Origin of the sequence: Pseudarthrobacter raffinosi, from assembly GCF_023913735.1 — a bacterium.
In the GTDB taxonomy this organism is placed as follows: Bacteria; Actinomycetota; Actinomycetes; order Actinomycetales; family Micrococcaceae; genus Arthrobacter; species Arthrobacter raffinosi.
Genome location: NZ_JAMXBH010000019.1, coordinates 1 through 24,806, shown reverse-complemented (window position 1 = coordinate 24,806; position 24,806 = coordinate 1). Strand labels below are relative to the sequence as shown.

Genomic DNA, 24,806 nt, shown 5'->3' with positions numbered 1-24,806 from the left:
GCCAACGCTCTCTCATCCAGGTGAGAGAGCGTTGGCCAAAAACCCGCAGGATCTGCGAGAGGGTTCCGGAAAAACCCGCAGGAAGTGAGAGAGGGTCAGGCCGGGGCCTTCACCCCTTCCGCCTGGCGTTCCTCCACGAGCGTGGACACCGCCGCGAACAGGGGGTGCTCCGGTGCCAGCCCCGTGATCCTGGCTGTGGCGTCGGCAGGCGATGAGGAAGCCAGGATTTGCGCGAGTTCGGTGGCCTCGGCGTCGGCGGGGTCGGTGAATCGCAGGGCCGCGGCGATGGCAGCCAGAAGCGCCTCGGGCACGATCCCGCGTTCTGCGAGTTCAGCCGCGGGGCCGATGAACCGTTCGTGCCGGCTGAGCTTGCGCATGGGGGCACGCCCCACCCGGTTCACGGTGTCCGGCAGGTGCGGGTTGGAGAAACGGACCAGGATCTTCTGGACGTAGACTTCCTGCTCGTCGTTGTTGAAGCCGTGCTTGGCCACAAGGAGTTGCTTGGTTTCCTCCAGGACGGCCCGCACATCTTCCGCAACGTCCTGGTCGGCCATGGCCTCGGAGATCTTTGCCAGCCCGGCCTCAAAGCCGAAGTACGCAGCGGAGGCGTGCCCCGTATTCACGGTGAAGAGCTTCCGCTCGATGTAGGGCGAGAGCTCGTCCACAAACGTTGCGCCCGGGATGACAGGCGCAGCATCGCCAAACGCTGTCCGGTCGATGACCCATTCGTAGAACGTCTCAACGGTCACGTCCAGGCCCTGCCCCGGCGCCTGGTTGGGCACGATCCGGTCCACCGCGGTGTTCGCGAATACCGCCGCGTCGTCCAGGGAGCCGGCGGCGTCGTCCCAGAGGGCGGCGACTTCGGCCCGCAGGATGTCCGTGGCGTTGATGGCGTTCTCACAGGCCATGACCTGCAGCGGCGCCAGCCCGGCAGCCCGCGCCGCGATGCCCTTCGTGATGGCGGGCGCCACAAACTTCAGGATGTGCGGCCCCACGGCGGTGGTGACAATGTCCGCCGTCGCGATTTCCCGCACCAGCGCCGCTTCCTGCGTGCCGGAGTTCAGCGCGCGGAAGTTGTCCACCGTCCGGACGGTGGGGTTCTCCCCCACCTCGTGGACGTTGTAGCTGACTGCTGCCGCGAGCTGGTCGATGAGTGCGTCCGCGACATCCGCGAACACCACCTCATAACCGGCCTGGTGCAGCAGCAGCCCCACAAAGCCGCGGCCGATATTCCCGGCTCCGAAATGTACGGCCTTCACTATGCGTTCACCTTTCCGAACAGCTCCAGGACTTCCTCAACGGACGTGGCCGCTTCCAGCTGGGCCACCTGGGCCTTGTTGGTGAAGACCTTCGCGATGGAGGACAGGATGTGGAGGTGTTCGTTGTTGATGCCGGCCACGCCCACCACGAACTTGACCTGCTTGCCGTTCCAGTCGATGCCGTCCGGGTAGCGGATCACGGACACCGCGGACTTCAGGATGTGGTCCTTGGCGGCGTTGGTGCCGTGCGGGATGGCCAGGAAGCTGCCCATGTAGGTGGACACGGATTCCTCGCGCTCGTGCATGGCCGCAAGGTAGCCCTCGTCCACGGCGCCCCGGGCCAGGAGCAGCTGGCCCGCTTCGTCGATGGCCGCGTCACGGGTGGTGGCTGTGCCGTTAAGGATGACGCTGTCGGCCACGAGGATGTCGGAAGGCACGACGGCGGCCGGTGCTGCACCGCTGTCGGGTGCCGCGTCCACCGGGGCACCGGCGACGTGGGCGCCGTGGCCGGCGGCAGCACCGGCGTCGGGCGTTGCGCCTTCGGTGTTGTGCTCCTTGACCAGCTCCACAATCTCGTCGTACCGCGGGCTGTTCATGAAGTTATCCACCGAGAAGTGCGCGGCGCTGGACGTGACGGGCTTGGCGCGTTCGGTCAGGTCCTGGTGCGTGATCACCACGTCGTAGGTGTCACTGAGGTTGGCGATCGCCGCATTGGTGACCTTGACGTCCGGGAACCCGGCAGCCTTGATCTTGTTCCGCAGCACCGAGGCGCCCATGGCACTGGAGCCCATACCGGCGTCGCACGCGAACACGATGTTCTTGATGGGGCCGGCCAGGACAGCCGTGCCCACCCCAGCACCGGCGCCGGTCAGCACCGAGGAGACGGAGCTCTTTTTGCCCTTCATCGCTTCCATCTTGGACGTGGCGTCGCTGAGGACCACCTCGTCGCTGTGCTTGGTGGTCTTCAGGATCACCGAGGCCACCAGGAAGGAGACCGTCATGGCGAGCACCACCGCGAGGATCACCCCGACGTAGCTGTCACGGGAGGTCTGGGCGAGCACGGCGATGATCGAACCAGGCGCCGCCGGCGCAACGAGGCCGGAGCCGGTGATGGCCAGGGTGGCGATACCGGTCATGCCGCCGGCGATCGCGGCCAGGATCAGCAGCGGGCGCATCAGGACGTACGGGAAGTAGATTTCGTGGATGCCGCCGAAGAAGTGGATGATCGCTGCGCCGGAGGCCGAACCCTTGGCCAAGCCCTTCCCGAAGAACATGTACGCCAGCAGGATGCCCATGCCGGGGCCGGGGTTGGCCTCGAGCAGGAACAGGATGGACTTGCCCTGCTCCAGCGACTGCTGGATGCCCAGCGGGGTCAGCACGCCATGGTTGATGGCGTTGTTCAGGAACAGCACCTTGGCGGGCTCGATGAAAATGCTGGTGAGCGGCAGCAGGCCGTTGTTGACCAGGAACTGCACGACGTTGCCGGCGGCCGTGCTGAAGGCCTGGACCAGCGGCGAGATGCCGTAGAAGCCCAGCATCGCCAGCAGCGCGCCCCAGATACCGGCAGAGAAGTTGTTGACCAGCATCTCGAAGCCGGGGCGGATCTTGCCCTCCCACAGGAGGTCGATCTTCTTCATGGTCCAGCCGCCGAGCGGGCCCATGATCATGGCGCCGATGAACATCGGGATGCCGGCGCCAACAATGACGCCCATGGTGCCGATGGCTCCCACCACGCCGCCTCGGACGTCGTAGACCATCCGGCCGCCGGTGTAGGCGATCAGCAGCGGCAGCAGGTAGGTGATCATGGGGCCAACGAGGCCCACATTGGGCACTCCCTCGGCGCTGGTGCCGAAGCCGCCGAGGGCAGGGACCGGGAGCCAGCCCTTCTCAATGAAGAGGGCCGTGATGAGGCCCCACGCAATGAACGCGCCGATGTTGGGCATGATCATGCCGGACAGGAACGTCCCGAACTTCTGGACGTGAACCCGCAGGCTGGTGCGGGGTTTCGCAACTGTCTCTGTTGCCATGTGCTTTCCTAACCGTCATTCCTGCTGCAGCGCAGGATGGGTCCGATACTTACGACGACGTGCTGGTGGAGATTCGGTGAAGCCATTCGAGGAACAGTTTGAGTTCCGAGCTTGAAAGCTGGTCTGAGTGCGAAGCCTGAAGTGCGGCATTCAGGGCAATCGCTGCCACCACTACCGAGGACTTGCCGGAGTCTTCCGGCGCGGCCCCTTCGGCCTGTGCCGCAGACACCGCAAAAATCATGGCGTCCCGGGTCATGGTGGACAGTTCAAGGTTCCGTTCGGCGGCGGGTTCCGCAATCAGCATCAGGGTCACACCCACGTTGGCTGCCAGGATGGACCTGGCTGCTTCGCGCGGCTGGACGTTCAGCTGGCCCGCCGCCGCTGCCTTGTTCAGCATCTCCTCCATGAGCGCCTCGGCATCGGCAACGATGGCGGGGCGGCTTTCCGGGCGGATATTGCCGAACATCACCAGGTAGAGTTCCGGCTGCTTGAGCCCGAACTGGACGTGGTTATCCCACATCCGCCGGATGTCTTCCAGCGGATTTCCGGACGGGGCGAAGTCCCTCTCGCCCGCAACATACTCTTCAAAACCTGCGGCGACGACGGCGTCGAAGAGACCTTCCTTGTCACCGAAGTGGTGGTACAGCGTGGGCGCCGTGACCCCTGCCAGCTGCGTGATCTGACGGGTGGAGACGGATGCTCCAGCGGACTTTGCCAGCAATTCGGCCGCTGCACGCAACAGACGCATTTTGGGGGGAAGCTGGCCATCCAAACTCATAGCCGCTACCCTATCACCTATAGCATTGCTATATGAACTGAATCACATACAATTTTTTCAGGCACGTTTCCGCCCTCGCACATAGTGGTCGCGGCGGCCCCGGCATGGCGCCGGGATAAACCTAGGCGGGCCTGGCTACCGGCAGAGAATGAGGACCTTCAGTGCAGACCTTCCCAGGAGTTGGCGTCAGCCCCGGCCGCATCATCGGAACCGTCCGGCAGATGCCCAAACCGATCAGCGAACCCCCTGCAGGCGAGCAGCTGGCCGGCGGTACGTCCGCCGAAGAAGCCACGGCGGGGCTTAAGGCAGCAGCGACCGCCGTCCATGACGAGCTGAAAGCCCGCGCGGAAACGGCCAGCGGCGACGGCAAGGCGGTGCTGGAGGCCACGGCGCTGATGGCCAAGGACACCATGCTCCTGAAGAACGCCGCCAAGCTGATCGCCCGCGGCACCTCGGCGCAGCGAGCCATCTGGGAAGCCGGCGCCTCGGTCTCCGAAATGCTGCACAACCTGGGCGGCTACATGGCCGAACGCGCCACTGACGTCCTTGACGTCCGCGCCCGGATCGTGGCCGAACTCCGGGGCGTACCCGCCCCGGGCATCCCCTCCGCCAGCACGCCGTTCATCCTCGTGGCAGAGGACCTGGCACCGGCCGACACGGCCACGCTGGACCCTGAAAAGGTGCTGGCCCTGGTCACAGCTGGCGGCGGACCGCAGTCCCACACCGCTATCATTGCCCGCTCCCTTGGCCTCCCCGCCGTCGTCGCGGCCGCAGGCGTGGACGAACTGGCCGACGGCACCGAAGTGTTCGTCGACGGCGCCGCAGGCTCCATCACCGTGGACCCGGATGACGCCCAGCGCGCCGCCGCCGAGGCCTGGGCAACCAACGCATCCCTCCTGGCCGTGTTTGAAGGGAACGGCGCGACGGCGGATGGCCACCTGGTGCCGCTCCTCGCCAACGTGGGCGGCGGCAAGGATGCCGTGGCCGCCGCCGGCCTCAACGCGCAGGGCGTCGGGCTGTTCCGCACGGAATTCTGCTTCCTGGAGCGCGACACCGAACCCTCCGTGGAAGAGCAGGCAGCCGCGTACAAGAGCGTGTTTGACGCCTTTCCGGGCAAAAAAGTGGTCCTGCGCACGCTCGATGCCGGTGCCGACAAGCCGCTGCCGTTCCTCACCGACGCCACCGAGCCCAACCCGGCCCTCGGCGTCCGCGGCTACCGTACCGACTTCACCACACCGGGCGTGCTGGAGCGCCAGCTGCAGGCGATCGCCCTCGCGGAGAAGGACTCGGAGGCTGACGTCTGGGTCATGGCCCCGATGATTTCCACCGCGGAGGAAGCCGCCCATTTTGCCTCGATGTGCACCGCCGCCGGGATCACCAACCCGGGCGTCATGGTGGAGGTGCCGTCAGCAGCACTGACCGCCGAATCCATCCTGCGCGAGGTGGGTTTCGCGAGCCTGGGCACCAACGACCTCACGCAGTACGCCATGGCGGCCGACCGCCAGCTGGGCCCGCTGGCCAACCTCAACACCCCGTGGCAGCCTGCCGTGCTGCGCCTCGTGGGATTGACCGTGGAAGGCTCCCGCGCGGAAGGCCACAACAAGCCCGTGGGCGTCTGCGGTGAGGCGGCCGCTGACCCGGCCCTCGCCGTCGTACTTACTGGGCTGGGCGTCACCACGCTGTCCATGACCGCGCGGTCCTTGGCCGCCGTGGCCGCGGTGCTGAAGACCGTTACGCTGGCCGAGGCGCAGCAGCTGGCCAAGCTGGCGCTGTCCGCGCCCAGCGCCACCGAAGCCAAGGCCTGGGTACGGGAAAGACTGCCAGTCCTCGAAGAACTCGGCCTCTGACCGGCCGGTTCGTACCAACCGCCCGCCGCTAGCTACAAAGAAGCACCCACCAGGAGGAACAATGCCCGAACGCATCGCCACCATCGCCAGCCGCTCCGGCCTGCACGCGCGCCCCGCCGCGCTGTTTGCGGAAGCCGCCGGAGACGTGGGAGTTGAGGTCACCATTGCCATGCAGGGCGACCCGGAGGACGACGCGCTGGACGCTTCGAGCATCCTGTCGCTGATGACCCTGGGCGCCGCCAAAGGCGATGTTGTGGTGCTCCGGGCTGAAGGTGACGGCGCCGACGCGGCACTGGATTCGCTGGTCAAGCTCCTGGAAACGGACCTCGACGCCGAATAGGGGCCCAGCTGGTGATCGCGGCGGCCGCTGGTCCCGGGGCGGTGTGCTGGAAAACGTGGCCATGGCCGGAGATTTCCGTCATGCTGCCCTGGGGGGCCTGGGAAGCCAGCCGACGGCACCAGTCGGGCCCGGCCACCGGGTCCCTGCTGCCCCGCAACACCAGCAGCGGCTGGCTGATTCCGCGGATCCTGGCCTCAAGGGGATACTGCATCATCACCGGCAGCTCGGTGAGGTACCAGCGTGGGCCGGCCCGGAAATAGTCCGCGAAGACGATGGCATTCGCCGACGGGCTCTCGCTGAACATGGCGTCGCGGGTCAACGCCAGCGCCTGCCGCGCAACCGACCTGCGGCGGGGGTCCACCACGGGACCCATCAGCACCACGGCGTCCACGAGCTCCGGCTCCTGCAGGGCGAGTTCAACGGCATGCTGGGTTCCCATGGAATGCCCGATCACCACGCAGGACGTCACGCCGGCGGCGGCAAGCGCTGCCCGCACGAAAGCCACATACTCACCCACCGGCACCTGGCGCCGGGGCTTGGGCGCGTCGCCAAACCCTGGGAGGTCAAAGGAGTAGACGTCGGCTGCGAGGGCCAGCTCCCGGTGCAGCCGAGCGAAGTAGCGGTGGGAAACGCCGATGCCGTGGAGCAGGACATACGTCGGTCGCTGCACATCGCCTGCTGGCGCCACGGAGCGGTACAGCCTGCCCGCTAGCCCGCCGGATTCAATGTCCTCGCCATCACTGAGCTTCATCCCGCGAGCTTACCGCCGCCGCCCGGAGGTACAGGGTTAGGCTTCTGGCATGGCACTGATAGCTCCACGCGTCACGGCTGGCCTGCCCGCCGACGACGCCCTGAACCTCGCACGTTCTCTCCGGGACAGCAACGACATCACGGTGTTCGTGGACGGCACGGTCCACCGGCTGACGCCCCAGGCGAGGGACGCCGTCGTGGACCTGCTCGCTCGGCTGGGCCGCGGCGAAGCGGTGACCGTCAGCAGCGTGGAGGAAGTGCTCACCACCTCCCAGGCGGCCGAACTCGCCGGGATTTCCCACACGTACCTGCGCAACATGACCGATCGCGGCGAGATCCCCGTGGAATACCGCGGCACGCACCGCCGGATCAGGCTGGCCGCCATCATGGCCTGGCTGGACCGGCAGAAGAAGCTTGACGGGCCAGAGCAGGCAGAGCAGCCAGAGCAGGCCTAGCCCCGTCGTAAGCTGGCGCAGGGTGGGCGGGTCCCGGGTGTTGAGTCCCGGGTGTTGGATCCCGGCACGCGAGCTAGATCCGCGGGCGGGCCGCCCAGCGCCGCATTTTCAGTGCCGCATGAAGTTCGAGCCGGGGCATCCCCTTCAGCGGGTCCACGCCCAGGAGCTGCCGGATGCGGCCCAGCCGGTTGTAGATGCTGCTGCGGTGCAGGTGGAGTTTGGTGGCCACGTCCTGGACCGATCCGTCGTTATCGTAGATGAGCTCCAGTACGGGGAGCAGCTCATCGTTGCGGTCGTGGTCCTCCAGCATCCGCACATATACGGACCCGGAGTCAGCCCAGGCGCCGGCTCCCCCGCCCGCCGACGCCAGCAGCTGGTAAACACCGGTGGCGCGGCAGTCCACCAGTTCGCCCAGCTGGGGGTCCACAGCCGCCGCCTGAGCCGCCTGCTTGGACTGCCGGTATGCCTCGGCAAGCTCGCGCGGCTTGGCAAAACCCTCACTGATGCCCAGGATGATGCGGTGCACGGGCCGGCCCGAACGTTTGGCCAGCTCCAGCTGGTAGTGGACCAGCACCTGGGCATGGTTTGCCCGGCCCACCGACTCACGGAACAGCACCACCGAATGGGTTTCCGTGCCGGCGCTGAACAGCGCCACGTCCACCCCCACCGTGGCCTGCAGGGCGGCTGAGCGGTGGATCAGCGTGGAAGCAATGGGATCCGGGCCGCCGGCCCAGCCATCGGCGTCGAGCACGGTGACCATCTGCCACGGCCCCTTGCCCTGGATTTCCTTCCGGCCCGCCACGGCGGCCACCGCGTTGGCCTCGCCGGAACAGGCGGCCAGGAACTCGCGTTCGCGGCCCCGCCGGAATTCGGACTCGGCGGTGTTGGAGTCCAGCAGCAGGCCGGAAAGCAGCTCGATCTCCGGGGTCACGTCCGGCAACTGGGAGAGGATCGCCGTCGGACTTTCCTCTGCCGAGTCCTGCTGCACCCAGAGGTAGCCGACGCGGAAACCGCGCACCATCAACGGAACACACACCCGGCCCAGCATCCCCAGGTCCTGGTTGGCGGGAATCGCTACCGGGCGGACCGCCGTGGCGATGCCATGGGAAAGCTGCCAGGCGCTGACATCGGCCGGGACCCGCTTGCTCAACAAAAAGTTCACCCGGACCCGGTCCGCGTGGGACTGGTTGGAGCTGTAAGCCAGCAGCAGGCCGTCCAGGTCCTCCAGCGACAGTCCCCGGCCAAGCTTCTGCGCCACCTGCTCCACGAGTTGTTCCACGTCCTGCTGCATGGGGTAACCCTACTGCTCCGGCAGGCATCCGGGCGAACGAACAGCAGGCGACACCTGACGCCCTCACGCTGAACATTTGTCGACCCACGAGAGCAAAAATTCCCGGAATGACGCTGAGTATGCGTGCCCCGGACCCCGCTTTCCTGTCAGCTGGGTCACAGCCGGATTTATTCTGGAATCACAACCTTCCCCGCAATTTCGGGCCTACGCGGCCTGAGAGTATGGAGCCACAAATGATCATCGGTGTCCCCAAAGAGATCAAGAACAACGAATTCCGCGTCGCCATCACCGCTGCTGGCGTTCACGAGTTCCGCACCCACGGCCACACGGTCCTGGTGGAGCGCGGCGCAGGCTTGGGCTCAGGGATCACGGACGAGGAATACGCGATCGCCGGCGCCGAAATCGTTGCCGAGGCCGACGACGTCTGGGGCCGGGCCGACATGGTCATGAAGGTCAAGGAACCCATCAAGGCCGAGTACCACCGCTTCCGCAAGGGCATGATCCTCTTTACGTACCTCCACCTCGCCGCAGAGCCGGAACTCACGCAGGCGCTCATCAACTCCGGCGTCACCGCCATCGCGTACGAGACCGTGCAGGAAGGCCGGACGCTGCCGCTGCTGGCCCCCATGTCCGAGGTTGCCGGCCGACTGTCCGTGCAAGTCGGCGCCACCTCCCTGATGGCACCCGCCGGCGGCAAGGGCGTGTTGCTCGGCGGCGTACCGGGCGTCCGCCCGGCCAAGGTGGTTGTCCTGGGTGCCGGTGTTGCCGGCACCAATGCCGCCGCGATGGCCCTGGGCCTGGGCGCCGACGTCACCATCCTGGACATCAACATCAACCGCCTCCGCGAGCTCGACGCCCAGTACCAGGGCCGACTCAAGACAGTTGCCTCCAACTCCTACGAGATCGAGAAGTCCGTCGTCGACGCCGACCTCGTCATCGGCTCCGTCCTGATCCCCGGCGCCAAGGCCCCCAAGCTGGTCAGCAACGAACTCGTGTCCCGCATGAAGCCCGGCTCCGTGCTCGTGGACATCGCGGTGGACCAGGGTGGCTGCTTCGAGGACACGCACCCCACCACACACCAGGAACCGACGTACAAGGTCCACAACACGATCTTCTACTGCGTTGCCAACATGCCGGGCGCCGTCCCGAACACTTCCACCTACGCGCTGACCAACGTCACCCTGCGCTACGCCGTGGCCCTGGCCAACCTGGGCGTCAAGGCCGCCTTCGACCGCGACCCGGCCCTCGCCGCCGGCCTCAACATCGCCGCCGGCCACGTGGCACACCACTCCGTCTCCGAGGCGCACAACCTGCCCCTCGTGGCGGACTGGCACGAGCTGGTTTCCGCGTAACTCTCCCCATGGTGCGAGAACGACCGCGGGAATCGCTGCGCACTTATCGTCGGAATGGCAGCCATCCAGTAAGCGTGCGTCAAAGCGACGAAGGAGCAGCACGCGTTGGATGACTGCCATTCCGGCGGACTTCGACAGGGTCAGCCGCCGACCGCGCGGAGAGCGTTCACCTGGCCGTGGCCGTTGAAGCCGTTGTAGCCGGCACCCCCCTGGCACACCTGGGGTGCGCCGTTGTCCGTTGCAGGGAACGGGGCGTACACACTCATGTCAGCGGGGCAGTCCATCTTGTCGGCGGTGGTGTTGATCCGCGATGCCACGGTGCCCGGTTTGCTGACTCCGGTGCTGACCACCAGCGCCGCGACACCGGCAACGTGAGGTCCGGCCATCGATGTGCCTTGCAGGTAGCAGTAGCGGGCGGCTCCGTCCGTCACAGTCAACACTTTGGGGCAGGATGCGGCGGCAGCGGAAGGCCACGCGGACAGCACGCGGCCGTTAGTGGCGGCCGCCGTCTGCTGCAGGATCGAGTCTCCACCAGGCGCCATCACGCTGACGGCGCCCACACCGTAGCTGGAGTAGAACGACTTGATCAGCTTGTTGCCGTTGGCGCTCACGCCGATCACGCCCGGAACTTCCACCGGAACCACGGCGCAGGCGTTGGTGATGTCGCGCGTGACCGCGGTGGTGTTATCCGGGCTGGTGACATCCTGGGTGGGATGAGCCAGGTCGTCTGACTGATTGCCTGCCGAGGCCACAACTGTGGTGCCGTTTTGCTAGGCAAACTTGATGGCCCGGCGCTCGGCTTCCCAGATGGCCCGCTGGGTGGGGTCATTCTTGCAGTTGAAGAGCCAGGGATCGGCAAAGTAGCTGTTGTTGGTGACCTGGATACCGTTCGATCCTGCCCACATGAAGGCGCAGACCACGGCTTCGGGGTAGAAGAATCCGTCGTCGTCGCCGGCCTTGATCCCGGCAATCTTCACGTTCGGCGCAACGCCCACCATGCCGATGCCGTTGTTCGCGGCTGCGATGGTTCCCGCCGTGTGGGTGCCGTGGCCGTTGTTGTCCATCCACGCCGCCGGGTCCGTGTTGGGGACGCCGCCAACGCAGGAAACGCTCCTGGAGAAATCAACGTTCGGGGCAAGGTCGGGGTGCGTGTGGTCCAGTCCGGTGTCGATGTCGCCCACCACCACCGAGGCGCTGCCGCCGTTGATCGCCCGGGCGGCCGGGGCCTGGATCTGGTCCATATCCCACTGGAGTGCGGCCAGGTTGTCATCGCCGGGTGCCGGGGCGCCGGGTGCTATGGCCGCCACAGCCGCACCGGAGTTGTCGTCTTCGACAGCCACGGCGAAGCCTGCTGTGGAAGCGGCCCCCTGAATGGAAGAATCTGCTGCGCGCAGGGCCGCATCAAAGCCGCCGCGGTCCGACTTTACAATGGCCACACCGATCTGCGGATAAGCCTGCACCACCGTGCCGCCGGCGCCCTGCACTGCCGCAAGCGAAGCGCGGGAAACGCCGTTGGCTTTGTACAGGACGATGTAGGTTTGGCTTCCGGCTTGGGCATTTGCCTGCATTACGGTTTGGACAGACTGCCCATTGGCCGACAACGCCGCAGGAGCCGCGGCGGTCGAAAGGCCAATGGCGAGGGCTAGTGCCCCGATTGGCGCCACAAGCTTGGTGAACCTTTGCATGGTGTTGCTCCAATTCTGCCGGCGGGCACCACACGATCGCAGGTGCCGCTGGCAAGAGTCAATCGATCACGACCCTGACGGCTGTTTGCCTCGGATCCTTCCGGGCTACACCTGCCCAACAATTCGGTATCACCCGCAACAGAGACCTTAGTGACTCACCTCACGCAATTTCAACAGCCGGCGGTTCCGTAAGCCCGGGCTGATTCGATAATCTTCAGCACCTCGACGGCGTCTGCCGGGTCTACCGGGAGGGGCAGGTTGGAGGAGGTGCCGCCGTCGTCGATCTTGGCTGCCAGGAGCCGGTAGAACTCGGGGTAGGCACCTCGTTCCGTGGGCAGCGGATCGAGGTGGCCGTCGCGGCCCAGGGCTCCTGCCCATTCCGGTGCCTCAACGCCGTATTCAGTGTCCAGCGGGCTGCCGCCGGCAACGATGTACGGTTCCTGCGGGTCGATCCCGTGCTTGGTGAACGCGCCAGTGGATCCGAGAATGCGGAAGCGCGGGCCCTGCTGGGCGCAAAGCATGTTCATGCTCAGGTGGCTGGTCACCCCCGACTCGTGGTTGAGCACCAGGAAAACGTCATCGTCCACCTTCTCGTGCGGACGCCGCGCCTGCAGTTCCGCGTGGGCCACGGCGGCTGGACCGAACAGCAAAAGCGCCTGGTCGATAAGGTGGGCGCCCAGGTCGAACAGCACGCCGCCGCCGTCCGCCGCCGTGGCGCTGGCTTTCCACGCCTTGGAGATGTCCGGGGACCAGCGCTCGAAGCTGGACTCAAAGCGGGTCACGGCACCCAAGGCTTCGCCGGCCAGCAATTTCCGGACCGTGAGGAAATCGCCGTCCCAGCGCCGGTTCTGGAAGACCGTGAGCACCCGGCCCAGCCGCTGCGCGAGGGCGATCAGCTCCTGCCCCTCGGCACTGCTGACGGCGAACGGCTTGTCGACGACGACGTCGAGCCCGGCCTCCAGGGCGGCCTTCGCCAGCGGGAAGTGAGTGGCCGGCGGGGTCCCCAGCACCACAAGGTCAAGGTCACCGGCGAGCGCAAGGACCGCATCGCCGTCGGGCACTGTTTTGGCGCCGGGACACCGCTGCGTCGCGGCAGCCTGCCGGCCGGCGTCGGACGTGGCGACGACGTCCAGCGAGTAGCGGGGATCCGCCGCGATGAGCGGCGCGTGGAAAACGCTCCCTGAGAGTCCATAGCCGACGACGGCGGTGCGGATAGTGCGTTCAGCTTCAGTCCCGGTCATAAGGGCTAGGCTACCCCGCCAGCACTTGTGAGAGAGCGATCCGGAAAAACCTGCGAAAGGTGAGAGAGCGTCCGGGGGGCGGGAACGACGAAGGCCGGCACTTCCCGGTTCGCGGGCTGTGCCGGCCTTCGCCGTATAGCGCTGATTCAGTCAGGAAATGTTACTTCTTGATCCAGCCCAGGGTGGACCAGTCCGGAACCTGGGAGAGGCTCTGGAACAGGGACGGGCCGTAGTTGGCCAGGCCGGTGCGGACGAAGGAGATCTGCGGGCCGTTCATCACAACACCCATGGAGAAGTACTTGGCCATGTGCTCCTTTTCAACTTCCATGGCTGCCTTGTTGCGCTCGGCGTTGTCCTCGATGGACGCGAGATCGGCGATCTTCTTGTCCAGCTCGGCGTCGCCCAGGCCGTTTTCGTTGACCTTGGAGTCGTAGTACTGCTTGACGGCGTCGGTGGCATCCGGGCCAACGGTGTAGCCGGAGACGCTCATGTCGAAGTCGCGGCCGCCGATGACCTTGCCGAAGTCGGCGGAGGCACGCTGGTCAATACCAACATCCATGCCGCCGGCCTGGAGCTGCTTCTGCAGGGTCTGGGTGAAGGCGAGGGTGGTGGGGTCGTCACCGAAGTTGCTGATCTTGAAGGCGGCGGGCTTGCCGTCCTTCTCCATGATTCCGGCGGCGTTGGGCGCGTAGCCGGCGTCGGTCAGGACCTTCTTGGCAACGTCCGCGCCGGTTTCCTTCACAGGGTAGTTGTCCTGGTAGTAGTCCGAGAACGGCAGAACCATCATGGAACCGGAGCTGGGCTCTTCCCAGTTCAGGCCATTGAAGCGGACCTTGCGGAGGGCTTCGCGGTCAACAGCGGCGAAGATGGCCTCGCGGACGGCGACGTCGGTGATCTTCTGGGCGTTGATGTTCATGCCACCGGCGAAGAGGCGCTGGCCACGGCGGACCTCGGAGTCCTTGGTGCCCTCAAGCTGCTTGTACAGGGCGATGGTGTTGGCGGACATGGCATCGATCTCGCCATTCTTGAAAGCCGCGATCTGTGCGCTGGTTTCCAGCTGGCGGAAGACCACGCTTTCCAGAACCGGCTTAGTGCCCCACCACTTGTCGTTGGGAACCATGGTGACGGTCTTGGCTGCGGCGTCGTACTGGTCCACCTTGAAGGGGCCAGCCATCCATTCCGGATGCATTTCGCCCACGAAGCCTTCGTTGAAGATCGCAGGCGTGTTCACGGCCGGGTGGATCAGGCCGAAGAAGAGCGAATCCACGGGGTAAACCGGCTGGGTGGTCTTGACGATGATTTCTTTGTCGCTGCTGCCAGCCTCGACGGACTCAACGAATTCATAGGCCCCCGAGCTCACAATGTCGTAGCCGGCATCTGGGCTCTTCAGGATGTTCCAGGTGTTCTGGAAGGCCTTGATGTCGATCGGCGTGCCGTCGTTGTACGTGGCCTTGTCGTTGACCTTGATGGTGACGGTCTGCTTGCCGTCCACAACCTTGCTCTCCACCGACTCGCAGAAGTCCTTGTTCGGCGTTGCCTTGCCGACGAAGTCGACCTTCCAGCAACCGCCGATGCCGCCACTGTTCACGGCCACCGGGTTGATCGGGGCCATCATCGCGGAGTTGTCGGAGCTGTTGCCGTTGTTGGAGAACCCGTTGAAATCCGGCCCGATGCTGCCCAGCGGCAGGGTGACCTTGCCGCCGGGCTCAAGATCAGCGGCCGGCTTCTCGTTGATGCTGATGAGCTTGGCCAGGTCACTGCCCGTTCCCTGCCCCTTGGCGGTTTCCGGTCCGGTGGGTGTTCCGCCACCGCCGCAGGCCGTCAGCGTCAGGGCTGCGGCAATGGCCGCTGCGCCGCCGATCTTGGTCAGATTCCTCATGGTTTTCCCTTCATAGGTGCGGGTGGTGCTTGTGATGGGTCGAAAAAATCAGGGTGCATGGGGTTCCGCCGTTTCGTGGACCACCAGCATGTGCTCGTCCAGTTCACCATCCGGGAAGAAGCAGGCGAACTGCTGATCCGGTGTGGGCACCGGGCCGGCCTCCAGAATCTCCACGGCAGCGGAAGGCTGCACGGCCTCGAGCGGGGGCTCCAGGGTCAGGCAATGCTCCTGTTTCGCAGCGGGAAGCGCCGCGAAGACGGGGCAGCGGGTGGCGAAGTTGCAGCCTTTCGGGGCATCCAACGGAGACGGCAGGTCCCCTTGTAGGATGATCCGCTCCCGAGTGCGTTCGAACTGCGGGTCCGGGACAGGGATCGCGGACAGCAGGGCGCGCGTGTACGGGTGGCGGGGGTTGTCGAAAACCCGGTCCACCTCCCCGATCTCCACGATCTTCCCCAGGTACATCACGGCCACCCGGTTGGAGATGTGGCGGACCACGGACAGATCGTGGGCCACCATGAGGTAGCTGAGCCCCAGCTCCGCGCGGAGCTTGTCCAGGAGGTTGATGACGCCGGCCTGGACCGAGACATCCAGCGCGGACACGGGCTCGTCCAGGACCACCAGCTTGGGATTCACGGCCAGTGCCCGGGCGATGCCCACGCGCTGCCGCTGGCCGCCGGAGAACTGGTTGGGGAACCGGTTGACGTGGTCCGGCTGCAGGCCCACCAGATTCATCAGTTCCATGATGCGTTTCTTGATGGCCCGCTTATCCATGCCGGCGTTCTGGAGCGGCTCGGCCAGGACCTCGTAGACGGTGAAGCGGGGGTCCAGGGCGCCGGTGGGATCCTGGAAAACCATCTGCATTTCCCGGCGCATGGCGCTTTTGGTCTTGGCGTCGGCGGCCTGCTTGTTGCTGATGCCGCCGATGATCACCTCGCCGTCCTGGTCCTTGTGGAACTCCATGATTTCCAGCAGGGTGGTGGTTTTGCCCGAACCGGACTCGCCCACGATGGAGAAGCACTCGCCTTCGCGGATGTCGAAGCTCAGGCCGTCCACGGCCTTCACGGTGCCGATGCGCCGCTTGAGCAGAGCACCCTTGGTCAGCGGAAAGTGTTTGCGGACATCCTTGAGTTCCAGCACGGTTGAGCGGTCCCCGCGGGGGATGAGGTCAAAGCGCGAGACCGGGACCGGCGGGGCGGAAAAGATCTCGTGGACATCCACGTCCCCGCCGAGGGAAGCGGATTTGATGCAGGCCGCCTGGTGGTAACCAGTTCCCGGAACCGGGCTCAAAGCGGGCTCGCCGTCCAGGCAGGCGTCGGTCACCAGCGGGCACCGCGGTGCGAAGGAGCAGCCGGTGGGGGTGTGCAGGAGGTTCGGCGGGATGCCGTCGATGGGGACCAGCGACGATTTCTCCGCGACGTCCACGCGTGGCACCGCCCCGAGCAGGCCCATCGTGTAGGGCATCCGGGGATCGTAGTAGATGTCATCCACGCTGCCGGTTTCCACCGGCTTACCGGCGTACATCACCATGATGTCGTCGGCGATGCCCGCCACCACGCCCAGATCGTGCGTGATCATCACGACGGCGGCGCCCGTTTCCTCCTGCGCCGTATGCAGCACCTCAAGCACCTGGGCCTGGATGGTGACGTCCAGGGCCGTCGTCGGCTCATCCGCGATCAGCACGCGCGGGTTGTTGGCGATGGCGATGGCGATCATCACGCGCTGGCGCATGCCGCCGGAGAACTCGTGCGGAAAAGCCCTGAGCCTGTTCCTGGGGCTGGGAATGCCCACCATTGCCAGGAGTTCGACGGCGCGGGTTTCCTTCGCCGCCTTGCTCATGCCGGGGTTGTGGATGGTGAGGGCCTCGGTGATCTGGGTCCCCACGGTGTACACCGGCGTGAGGGAGGACAGCGGGTCCTGGAACACCATGGCTATGTCGTTGCCGCGGTACGCGCACATGGCCTTGTCGCTGAGGCCCAGCAGTTCCCTGCCCTTGAGCCTGACCGAGCCGGAGATCTCGGCCGTGGCGGGCAGCAGGCCCATGATGGCCAGCGATGTTACCGATTTGCCGGACCCGGACTCCCCCACGATTCCCAGCGTTTTGCCGGGCATGAGGTCGAAGTTGACGCCCCGGACGGCATGCACAGCCCCGTTTTCGGAGTTGAAGCTGACGTTCAGGTCCCGGACGGACAGGACAGCGTCCGACGGCGAGTGGAGACCGGCGATGTGGAGCCGCTCGGCCGCTGTGGGGGCCGGGTCCGCCGGCTCAAGGAAGGTGCTCATTTGCTCATCTTCTCTGTGCTGTTCTTTTTGGCCCGGCCAACCGAACTGGAGCTCGGGTCGAAGGCGTCACGCAGGCCATCGTTCATCATGGCCAGGGATCCCGTGAGCAGGAACATCACGGTGAGCGGGACCCAGAACATCCACGGGAAGGTCTGGACCTGGGACGTGGCGCCGCCAATCAGCACGCCGAGGCTCACATCCGGCACCTTGATGCCGATGCCGATGAAGGAGAACGCCACTTCGGCGAGAATGGCCCCGGTGACGCCGCGGGTGATGTCCAGGACCAGCAGCGACCCGATGTTGGGGACCAGGTGCCGCCACACGATGCGCCGGGGCGGCACGCCCATGTACTGGGCCGCCTTGACGAAGTCCCGCTGCATCAGCGACATGGACATCGAGCGGATAAGCCGCGCGGTCCCCATCCAGCTGAATACCAGGAGCACGATGATCAGCAGGAGCCAGCTGGGGAGGTTCTTCTTCAGGCCGTCCCCTCCGCCGCTGGTGGCCACTGCCACCACCAGCAGGGCGGGCATCATGATGAGGGCCTCCAGAACGAAGAGCATCACCTTGTCCACTTTGCCGCCGAAATAGGCCATGGTGCAGCCATAGACCGCGGCAACCAGGACGGATACGAGGCCCACAATCAGGCCGATCATGATGGAGATCCTGGTGCCTTCGACAGTCATGGCGTAGAGGTCGATGCCGGCCTGCGACGTGCCCAGGAAGTGGTCGCCGGAAGGCGGCATGCCGATATTGAAGGGGTCGATGGTCTCCTTGTCCCAAGGACTGAAGAACCCGCCGACAAAGGAGAAGATGGTCAGGCCCAGGAAAACCGCCAGCCCGGCGACGGCAGTTTTGTTCCGCATAAAGCGGCGGAAAATGATGGTGGATTTGGCGATCACCACATCGGCATTTTCGAGATGCGCATCCTGCGCCACTGCTGCCGGATCAACGGCATTGAGGTTGGTCATGGCTACTGCACCCTCACTCTCGGGTCAACAAGCGTGGTGGCGAAGTCGGCGAGGATGGCGCCCAGGGCGAAGATGACCGAGCCGTAGGCGAGGGTGGCCGTGGCCGCATTCACATCCTGCAGCGAGATGGCGTCAATGCTCCAGGACCCCACTCCTGGCCAGGCGAAGATCTTCTCGGCGAAGAAGCCACCGGCGAAGATGGCCGGGATAGTGAAGGCGATGCTTTGGGCCACCGGGATGAAGGAAACCCGGAGGGCGTGCCGGGTGATGGCCTGGTTCCGCGTCAGCCCCTTGGCGCGTGCCGTCCGGACGAAGTCCGCATTGACGTTGTCCAGCAGGTACTGGCGCTGCGCGATCTGGTACGAACCCCAGCCGACCAGCGTGATGGCGATCGTCGGAACCGCATAGTGGGCCACCATGTCCACAAACTGCGCCCACCCAGGCTGCATGCCCGGCGTGGAGATGCCCGTCACGAAGAAGATGCGCTCCCCGACGGTTTCGTTGATGTTGATGGCACCGAGCTGCACCAGGAAGTAGGCAATGGGCGCAGGCACGATGTACGCGAGGTAGCTGTAGGAGGTGATCACCCGGTCCTGGAACTTGTACTGCCGGGCCGCCGAGTAGACCCCGAGGGCGACGCCGATGACCAGCGTCAGGACGATGGATGCGAGGAAGAGCCGGGTGGAGATCCAGACGCGGTCCCCGAATTCAGCGTTGATAAAGGCGCCGTTGGGGCTGCGGCCCCAGTCCCAGCGGGTCATGATCCCGGTGAGCCACTCAACGTAGCGCTCCCACGGGCTGAGGTCCGGGTCCAGGCCTTTCAGGCGCATGGAGTTGGCGACCTGCTCGGGTGTGGGCCGGGGAATCCGCTCCTGCTCGAGGAGGGCTGGCTTGAGGGAGCTGACCGCCAGGAAATAGCCGGCTGACGTGGTCAGGAAAATCATAAAGACGTAGGTGATGCCGCGCTTGGCGAGGTACCTGATCATGTGGCAGCTACTTCAGGATCTTTGCCACCAGGACCGCGGACGAACACTCCAAGGGATGCCCCTGGGCCGGCAACGGAGTTCCTGCCTTCACTACATCCACGTTCCAGATCCTTCCGATTTCCCGGCCAGCAACGGGTCTCGCCGCCACCGGGTCCCCACCAGCGTGTGGCCGGCCTCCCGCGACCAGCGCAGAGCAAGTCCGGGTGGACTATGTTGCGGGTCACATTCCAGAGGAAACTACCACAGAGTAGCGTCCGAAATGCGGGCACCTGAGCGGAATCCGCGCGCTCCGTATCAGATTGTTATGAATAATTCAGTGGAATTGATGTGACTGGACGAGCCACTGGATCCAGGCGTACTCTACCGCCCGCGGACCACCCGCGTAACAAGTTCCCGCCAGGAGTCCGTCAGCCGCTCGGGCGCCAGGCCGTGGACGCGGACGGCGTGCAGGAGCCGGTCCGGATCCAGTGTTGCGGCCAGGGACATGGCCATCAGCAGCGGATCCGCATCCATGCCAGCCTCCCGGAGGAGGAGCTCGATGTGGCGCTGCCACAGCTTAACTGCCGGGACCTCGTACCGGCTGCGGGCCGAAGCCTCGGCCGCCCTCGCCAGGTCCCCATGCTCCATCACATACGCGATCCGCTCAGCACCGAAGGCGATCAGCCGCTCCAGGCCCGGCGCGCCCGGCCCCAAGGGCGGCGGGCCGAACATAAAGCGGGCCTGGAAGGCGGCCTCGGAATCGCTCAGCAGCGTCATCATCAGCCCGGCGCGGCTGCCGAATCGGCGGAAGACGGTGCCCTTGCCCACGCCGGCCCGCTCGGCCAGCCTGTCCATGGTCAGGGCGTCCGGGCCACATTCGGCAATCAGCTCCCGCGCCGCGCCCAACAGCCGCTCACGGTTCCGGGCAGCATCACTGCGCTCAGCGGGCGGGCCGGAGAGCGAACCGGGCAGCAGCGGGATAAAGCTCACAGTCCATATCCTAGACCCGGGAATAATAATCGGACTACGGTCCGTTTAGACCATGAAGGCACCAAGCCTCCACCTTCCACCGGCCAGCGGCCCAGCCGCGGCCCCACTACAGGAGTCCGTATGTCGAAGAGCACCGTCCTCACCCTTGTTGGCAGCCTCCGCGCCGAATCCACCAACCAGAAGCTCGCCGAAGCCATCCAGCTGAACGCCCCCGACCAGGTTGACGTGGTCATCCACGAAAGCCTGGGCAACATCCCGTTCTACAACGAGGACATCGACGTCGAGGGCCAGGTTCCCGCTGCTGCCGCCGCCCTCCGCGCAGCAGCCAACGACGCCGACACTATTCTCCTGGTGACCCCGGAGCACAACGGCACCGTGCCAGCATCGCTGAAGAACGCCATCGACTGGCTGTCCCGCCCCTTCGGTGCCGGCGCCCTCTCCGGCAAGCCCACCGCCGTCGTCGGTACCGCATTTGGCCAGTTCGGTGGCGTGTGGGCACAGGACGAAGCCCGCAAGGCGGTGGGCATTGCCGGCGCCCAGGTGCTCGAGGACGTCAAGCTCGCCGTCCCGGGCTCCATGGTCCGCTTTGCCGAGCTGCACCCGAAGGACGATGCCGAGGTAGTGGAGCAGATCAAGGGCGTCTTCGACGCACTCGCCGCCGCCCAGCCGGCAGCGTAAGGCAGCCGCACGCAGCAGCGCCAAGCACCCAAATGCCCCGGGCACCGCAAGGTGGCCGGGGCATTTGTTATCGCACCGTGAGCGGAGTGGCGCTCACGCCCGCACGTGTGACCAAGTCTTGTTCCAACCGGTACCTCGCGGGCATTTTCAGGGCTGAGGGACCGCCGTAACGTTTAATGCACGGAATGCATTCGGGGATGGAACGCGGTGCGGACATGGCAGGCAGGCGGAGCGCCGGAAAGCTGATGGCGACGGCGGCAGCACTTACGCTTCCGCTGTGGCTGGGATGCTGCGCCCCCACCTCCAACCCGTCTGCCGGGAGCACCGTCGCGCCCGGCGCAACCACCATTGAACACTCGGACCGCGTCCAGCCGCCCTTGGTTCCGATTCCCCAGCCGCAGGCACCCCCGCCGGTCACCGCCGTACCCGCCGAAACCACCGGCTCGTCCGCCGCTTCGCCCTCCGAGCCCTCGGGCCACGCGTCCGGCGGGGCGCCCCGCACACTGGAACAGGGCCCGGGCAGCGCTCCGGCGTCCGGAACTGCCGCGCCCGGAGCCGCCGCGGCACCCGGTACAACTACTGCCTTGGGAGCAAGCCCCTCGCCGGCCCCCGAGTCCTCGGCCCCGCCCCCGGCCCAGCCGGCCCCTGGCCAGTCCGGCGGATCCCAGACGGTGACCGCCTACTACGTGCTGCTCGACGACGGCGGGGCGGGAGGTGTGCGCTTTGGCTGCAACGACAGCCTGGCCGGCGTCCGCCGCACCGTGGCTGGCTCCACGGAACCGTTGGCCAATGCCATGCGCGCCCTGCTGGACAACACCGCAGAACCCGCCCCCGGCCTGTACAACTCCCTGTCCGGCTCAACCCTCACGTTCCTGTCCGGCACCTTCGACGGCACGGCCGTAACGGTCTACCTGTCCGGCTCGATCCGTCCGGCGGGGGTGTGCGACATCCCGCGCATCGAGGCCCAACTCACGCAGACCGCCGTCGCCTCGGTGGGCGCCATCCGCGCCGAGGTCTACGTCAACGGCGTGAGGCTCGCCGAGGCACTACGCCTCCAGTAGCGCAGCTGATCAACAGATGTTGCCTTATCGGCAACTGCCGGCTGTATCCTGAAGATGTGAGCCACGAAACACTTGATGCCGGCGCAGTGCAGTTACCGGCCGAAGCCATTGATGCCATCGAGCGCGCGGCCACGTCCGCCCACCGCGCCACCCATCCCCATGAGGCGCTGTTTTCGGAGCGCGCAGCCAACATTAAGCAGTCAGCAGTGCGGGACGTTTTCGACATTTCGATGCGCCCCGGACTGGTGTCCCTTGCCGGGGGCAGTCCGTACCTGCAATCCCTTCCGCTTGAGCGGCTGGCCGCCACGGCGGCAAGCATCATCGCCAACGAAGGGCTCACGGCCCTACAGTACGGCGGCGGGCAGGGCACGGAAGAACTGCGCACCCAGATCTGCGAGGTGATGGCGGCAGAAGGAATCCTGGACGCGGTCCCGGAGAATGTGGTGATCACCGCAGGCTCCCAGTCGGCCCAGGATGTGGCCACCAAGGTCTTCTGCAACCCGGGCGACGTGGTGCTGGTCGAGAACCCCACCTACGTGGGTGCCCTCAATACGTTTGAGGCGTACCAGGTGGAGGTGGCCACCGTGGAAATGGACGACGACGGCCTGGTGCCTGAGCTGTTGGAGGCCCGGATCGCCGCCCTCCAGACAGCCGGAAAGAACATTAAGTTCCTCTACACCATCCCCAACTTCAACAACCCCTCAGGAATCACCCTGGCCGGGGAACGCCGCCAGCGGGTTGTTGATATATGCCGGAACGCGAATATTCTCGTGCTGGAAGACAACCCGTATGGGCTCCTCCGGTACAACGGGACACATCTGGCACCGCTCCGCGCGGCCAACCCCGCCGATGTCATCTACATGGGATCGTTCTCCAAGATCTTCGCCCCTGGTCTCCGCATCGGCTGGGCATTGGTCCCGGAGCACCTCCAGCGGCGCTACTACCTGGCATCCGAATCTGTCACGCTGTGCCCTCCGACGCTGAACCAGATGCTGGTGTCCGCCTACCTCAGCGACTATGACTGGAAGGGCCAGATCGAGACCTACCGCGGACTCTACGCCGAACGATGCACGGCGATGCTGGCCGCCCTGGACGAACACATGCCAGCCGGCACCAGCTGGACCAGCCCGGAAGGCGGCTTCTTCGTCTGGGTCACGCTGCCGGCAGGCGTGGATACCTATCCCCTGCTGCAGAAGGCGATCGACGCCGGCGTGGTCTTTATCCCCGGGGCTGCCTTCACACCGTCCGATTCGCCGTCCAATAAGCTGCGGCTGGCGTTCAGCGCGGTGCCGCCCGACGCCATCAAGGAAGGTGTCCGCCGCTTGGCCCCGGTACTGCGCGAAGCCCTGGGAGCGCTGTAACGTTGGCCGGACTGAGTGTGGCCAAGAGTGAAACTGAAAGAGGAGTCCAAAGCATGAGCGGAATTATTGTTGTTGGCGTTGACGGCAGCGGCACCGCCAAGAAGGCCGCCGAATCGGCCCGGGATCTCGCCGCCGCCGTGGGCGCCTCGCTGCACGTCGTCTCAGCCTTCGACAGCGACCGCACTGAGGTCTTCGGCTCTGGCAGCGACCAGTGGATCGTTTCCGACGCCGACGGTGCCGAGCATGTTGCCAAGACAGTGGCCGAGGCCCTGGCCGGTTCCATCAAGGTGACCTACTCGGCAGCCCGCGGCAAGCCTGCCGAAGCGCTCATCAAGGAAGCCGAGCGCCTGGGCGCCAAGATGATCGTGGTGGGCAACCGGCGGATGCGCGGCATTGGCCGGGTCCTGGGAAGCGTGGCCAACAGCGTGGCTCACAACGCCACCTGCGACGTCTATATCGCCAACACCTACGACGCCGACTAACTGCCAACGGGGCCCTTGCTTACTCTTCAGCGCCGCCAACTTGTAGGCCACGACATTCTCCTGGGCCGCCACGGCAACCACATCTGCTCCATGCGGGTGGACCGCGGCAACGGCCGCGTCATTGCGCTGCTGGATGACGGCTCCGTGGACAGCGCCCCCAACCTCATCGCGCCGGGGCTGCTCCTGCCGGAGACCCTGGAGAGCGTGCTGCGCGGCGACTGGAAATTCTTCGCTGCCCTCTCAGGCATTGCCCTGGTTCTGGGCGGCCTGATGTTCGCCACATTGCCTGCCTTGGCTGACGCCATGGCGGGTAATCTCGAGATGGTCGAGATGATGACGGCCTACTCCGCCTACGGCTACTGACGCCAGGCTTCCGCTAGAGGAGCCACCCGCGCAAAAGCCACCACAGGCCGGCCATCACCAGACCGCCGAACAGCGACCCGGCCACCACCTGTGCCAGGGTGTGCGCGCGGAGCACCACCCGGGACCAGCCGACGGCGGGAACAAGCAGGAGTAACGGCAGCCAGGCCGGACCAAGCATCAGAACGGAAATAACTGCCGCCGACGACACCGCCGCCGCGTGGCCGCTGATCTTCCAGAAGGGGCTCACGGCGGCCAGCACAACGATGCCGCCGACGATGGCCACCACCATGACCATCACGCTTCGCGGCGCACCGGCGGCCTGCAGCACCACCAGGCCGGCGGCCACGGACGCCAGTGCCATGAGCAGTACGGGTGCCCGCTGTTTGCGGTTGCTGACATGGTGGTCCGTGACCTTGCCCAGCCTTACGAGCCCCAGGAGCACAACGAGCGGCAGTACGCACACAAACAGCGCAGCCAAGGCTCCATAGCCGATGGTGCCTGGGAATCCGGCCTCGACTACAGGGCTGACCAGCAGCTGAAGCGTCACTACCACCGGTGGTTGGAATACCTCTGTCAGCCATCTGGCGGCCCGGTTCCTGGACTGAATGGCGGTTTGGTTCACGGTGTTGATGTTCTTAGTCCCGGCGACCTAGGACGCTGCTGAACAATTTGGGTGGTTTAAGGCGCGCCTGCTGGACTTGCCGGGCTGGTCGTTAAGACTGGTTGGATGCAAGGTATTGAGGACGCCCAG

The 24,806-nt window shown here is 65.8% G+C and carries 21 protein-coding genes and 1 pseudogene; 9 read left to right on the top strand and 13 right to left on the bottom strand.

Annotated features, from left to right (window positions below; genetic code table 11):
• Positions 1-95: 95 nt before the first annotated feature.
• The 3 genes from NG698_RS16650 to NG698_RS16640 are packed head-to-tail and all read right to left on the bottom strand — an operon-like array spanning position 96 to position 4,064.
• Positions 96-1,259 carry a mannitol-1-phosphate 5-dehydrogenase gene (locus tag NG698_RS16650; RefSeq protein ID WP_252611097.1) on the bottom strand — a complete coding sequence of 388 codons (1,164 nt, stop codon included), beginning with the start codon at positions 1,257-1,259 and terminating at the stop codon, positions 96-98.
• Positions 1,259-3,286, bottom strand: coding sequence for a PTS mannitol transporter subunit IICBA (locus NG698_RS16645; RefSeq protein WP_252611095.1), 2,028 nt, complete (start codon positions 3,284-3,286; stop codon positions 1,259-1,261). The genes NG698_RS16650 and NG698_RS16645 overlap by 1 nt, the downstream gene beginning before the upstream one ends.
• Before the next feature lie 49 nt (positions 3,287-3,335).
• Positions 3,336-4,064, bottom strand: coding sequence for a TetR/AcrR family transcriptional regulator (locus NG698_RS16640; RefSeq protein ID WP_252599625.1), 729 nt, complete (start codon positions 4,062-4,064; stop codon positions 3,336-3,338).
• Positions 4,065-4,225: 161 nt separating this feature from the next.
• On the opposite strand from NG698_RS16640, the gene ptsP reads away from it, so the two are divergent.
• Complete coding sequence (ptsP, locus tag NG698_RS16635) at positions 4,226-5,911, top strand: phosphoenolpyruvate--protein phosphotransferase (RefSeq protein ID WP_252611093.1); 1,686 nt, start codon at positions 4,226-4,228, stop codon at positions 5,909-5,911.
• 61 nt (positions 5,912-5,972) lie between these two features.
• Positions 5,973-6,251 (top strand): HPr family phosphocarrier protein, encoded by a 279-nt coding sequence (locus NG698_RS16630; RefSeq protein WP_056341927.1) that lies wholly within the window; start codon positions 5,973-5,975, stop codon positions 6,249-6,251.
• On the opposite strand, the gene NG698_RS16625 is transcribed toward NG698_RS16630, so the two are convergent.
• Entirely contained in the window at positions 6,217-7,002 is a 786-nt protein-coding gene (locus NG698_RS16625) for an alpha/beta fold hydrolase (protein ID WP_252599627.1), read from the bottom strand. The two genes, NG698_RS16630 and NG698_RS16625, sit on opposite strands and share 35 nt — an antisense overlap.
• 49 nt (positions 7,003-7,051) lie before the next feature.
• Here NG698_RS16625 and NG698_RS16620 point away from each other — a divergent pair, with 49 nt between their 5' ends.
• Complete coding sequence (locus NG698_RS16620) at positions 7,052-7,456, top strand: helix-turn-helix domain-containing protein (RefSeq protein WP_252611090.1); 405 nt, start codon at positions 7,052-7,054, stop codon at positions 7,454-7,456.
• 73 nt (positions 7,457-7,529) lie between these two features.
• Here the strand turns inward: NG698_RS16620 and NG698_RS16615 are convergent, their stop codons facing one another.
• Complete coding sequence (locus tag NG698_RS16615) at positions 7,530-8,747, bottom strand: PucR family transcriptional regulator (protein ID WP_252599629.1); 1,218 nt, start codon at positions 8,745-8,747, stop codon at positions 7,530-7,532.
• A 233-nt stretch (positions 8,748-8,980) separates the two neighbouring features.
• Between NG698_RS16615 and ald the strand changes: the two genes are divergently transcribed.
• On the top strand, positions 8,981-10,099 hold the full coding sequence (ald, locus tag NG698_RS16610; RefSeq protein WP_252611089.1) for an alanine dehydrogenase: 1,119 nt from the start codon (positions 8,981-8,983) through the stop codon (positions 10,097-10,099).
• A 140-nt stretch (positions 10,100-10,239) separates the two neighbouring features.
• On the opposite strand, the pseudogene NG698_RS16605 reads toward ald, so the two are convergent.
• From NG698_RS16605 to NG698_RS16575, 7 genes and pseudogenes are all read right to left on the bottom strand, one after another.
• Positions 10,240-11,340: pseudogene (locus NG698_RS16605) on the bottom strand (S8 family peptidase).
• Positions 11,341-11,954: 614 nt separating this feature from the next.
• Positions 11,955-13,025 (bottom strand): Gfo/Idh/MocA family protein, encoded by a 1,071-nt coding sequence (locus NG698_RS16600; RefSeq protein WP_252611087.1) that lies wholly within the window; start codon positions 13,023-13,025, stop codon positions 11,955-11,957.
• Between the two features lie 160 nt (positions 13,026-13,185).
• Positions 13,186-14,904 carry an ABC transporter family substrate-binding protein gene (locus tag NG698_RS16595; RefSeq protein WP_252599633.1) on the bottom strand — a complete coding sequence of 573 codons (1,719 nt, stop codon included), beginning with the start codon at positions 14,902-14,904 and terminating at the stop codon, positions 13,186-13,188.
• A gap of 48 nt (positions 14,905-14,952) precedes the next feature.
• Complete coding sequence (locus NG698_RS16590) at positions 14,953-17,184, bottom strand: ABC transporter ATP-binding protein (RefSeq protein WP_252611085.1); 2,232 nt, start codon at positions 17,182-17,184, stop codon at positions 14,953-14,955.
• Positions 17,181-18,155 carry an ABC transporter permease gene (locus NG698_RS16585; RefSeq protein WP_252599635.1) on the bottom strand — a complete coding sequence of 325 codons (975 nt, stop codon included), beginning with the start codon at positions 18,153-18,155 and terminating at the stop codon, positions 17,181-17,183. Before NG698_RS16585 ends, NG698_RS16590 begins: the two co-directional genes overlap by 4 nt.
• Positions 18,156-18,157: 2 nt before the next feature.
• A complete protein-coding gene (locus tag NG698_RS16580; protein WP_252599636.1) occupies positions 18,158-19,141 on the bottom strand; it encodes an ABC transporter permease in 984 nt (327 codons plus the stop codon).
• Positions 19,142-19,501: 360 nt separating this feature from the next.
• Positions 19,502-20,110: a TetR/AcrR family transcriptional regulator gene (locus NG698_RS16575; protein ID WP_252599637.1), complete on the bottom strand. Its 609-nt coding sequence runs from the start codon at positions 20,108-20,110 to the stop codon at positions 19,502-19,504.
• A 120-nt stretch (positions 20,111-20,230) separates the two neighbouring features.
• Here NG698_RS16575 and NG698_RS16570 point away from each other — a divergent pair, with 120 nt between their 5' ends.
• From NG698_RS16570 to NG698_RS16550, 5 genes are all read left to right on the top strand, one after another.
• A complete protein-coding gene (locus tag NG698_RS16570; RefSeq protein ID WP_252564526.1) occupies positions 20,231-20,788 on the top strand; it encodes an NAD(P)H-dependent oxidoreductase in 558 nt (185 codons plus the stop codon).
• A gap of 185 nt (positions 20,789-20,973) precedes the next feature.
• Entirely contained in the window at positions 20,974-21,849 is an 876-nt protein-coding gene (locus NG698_RS16565; protein WP_252611083.1) for a hypothetical protein, read from the top strand.
• Between the two features lie 56 nt (positions 21,850-21,905).
• Positions 21,906-23,210: an aminotransferase-like domain-containing protein gene (locus NG698_RS16560; RefSeq protein WP_252611081.1), complete on the top strand. Its 1,305-nt coding sequence runs from the start codon at positions 21,906-21,908 to the stop codon at positions 23,208-23,210.
• Positions 23,211-23,263: 53 nt separating this feature from the next.
• Positions 23,264-23,692, top strand: coding sequence for a universal stress protein (locus tag NG698_RS16555; RefSeq protein WP_248763517.1), 429 nt, complete (start codon positions 23,264-23,266; stop codon positions 23,690-23,692).
• Positions 23,693-23,707: 15 nt separating this feature from the next.
• Positions 23,708-24,055 carry a hypothetical protein gene (locus NG698_RS16550; RefSeq protein ID WP_252599640.1) on the top strand — a complete coding sequence of 116 codons (348 nt, stop codon included), beginning with the start codon at positions 23,708-23,710 and terminating at the stop codon, positions 24,053-24,055.
• A gap of 13 nt (positions 24,056-24,068) precedes the next feature.
• On the opposite strand, the gene NG698_RS16545 is transcribed toward NG698_RS16550, so the two are convergent.
• Complete coding sequence (locus NG698_RS16545; protein ID WP_374210011.1) at positions 24,069-24,677, bottom strand: phosphatidic acid phosphatase; 609 nt, start codon at positions 24,675-24,677, stop codon at positions 24,069-24,071.
• Positions 24,678-24,806 lie beyond the last annotated feature (129 nt).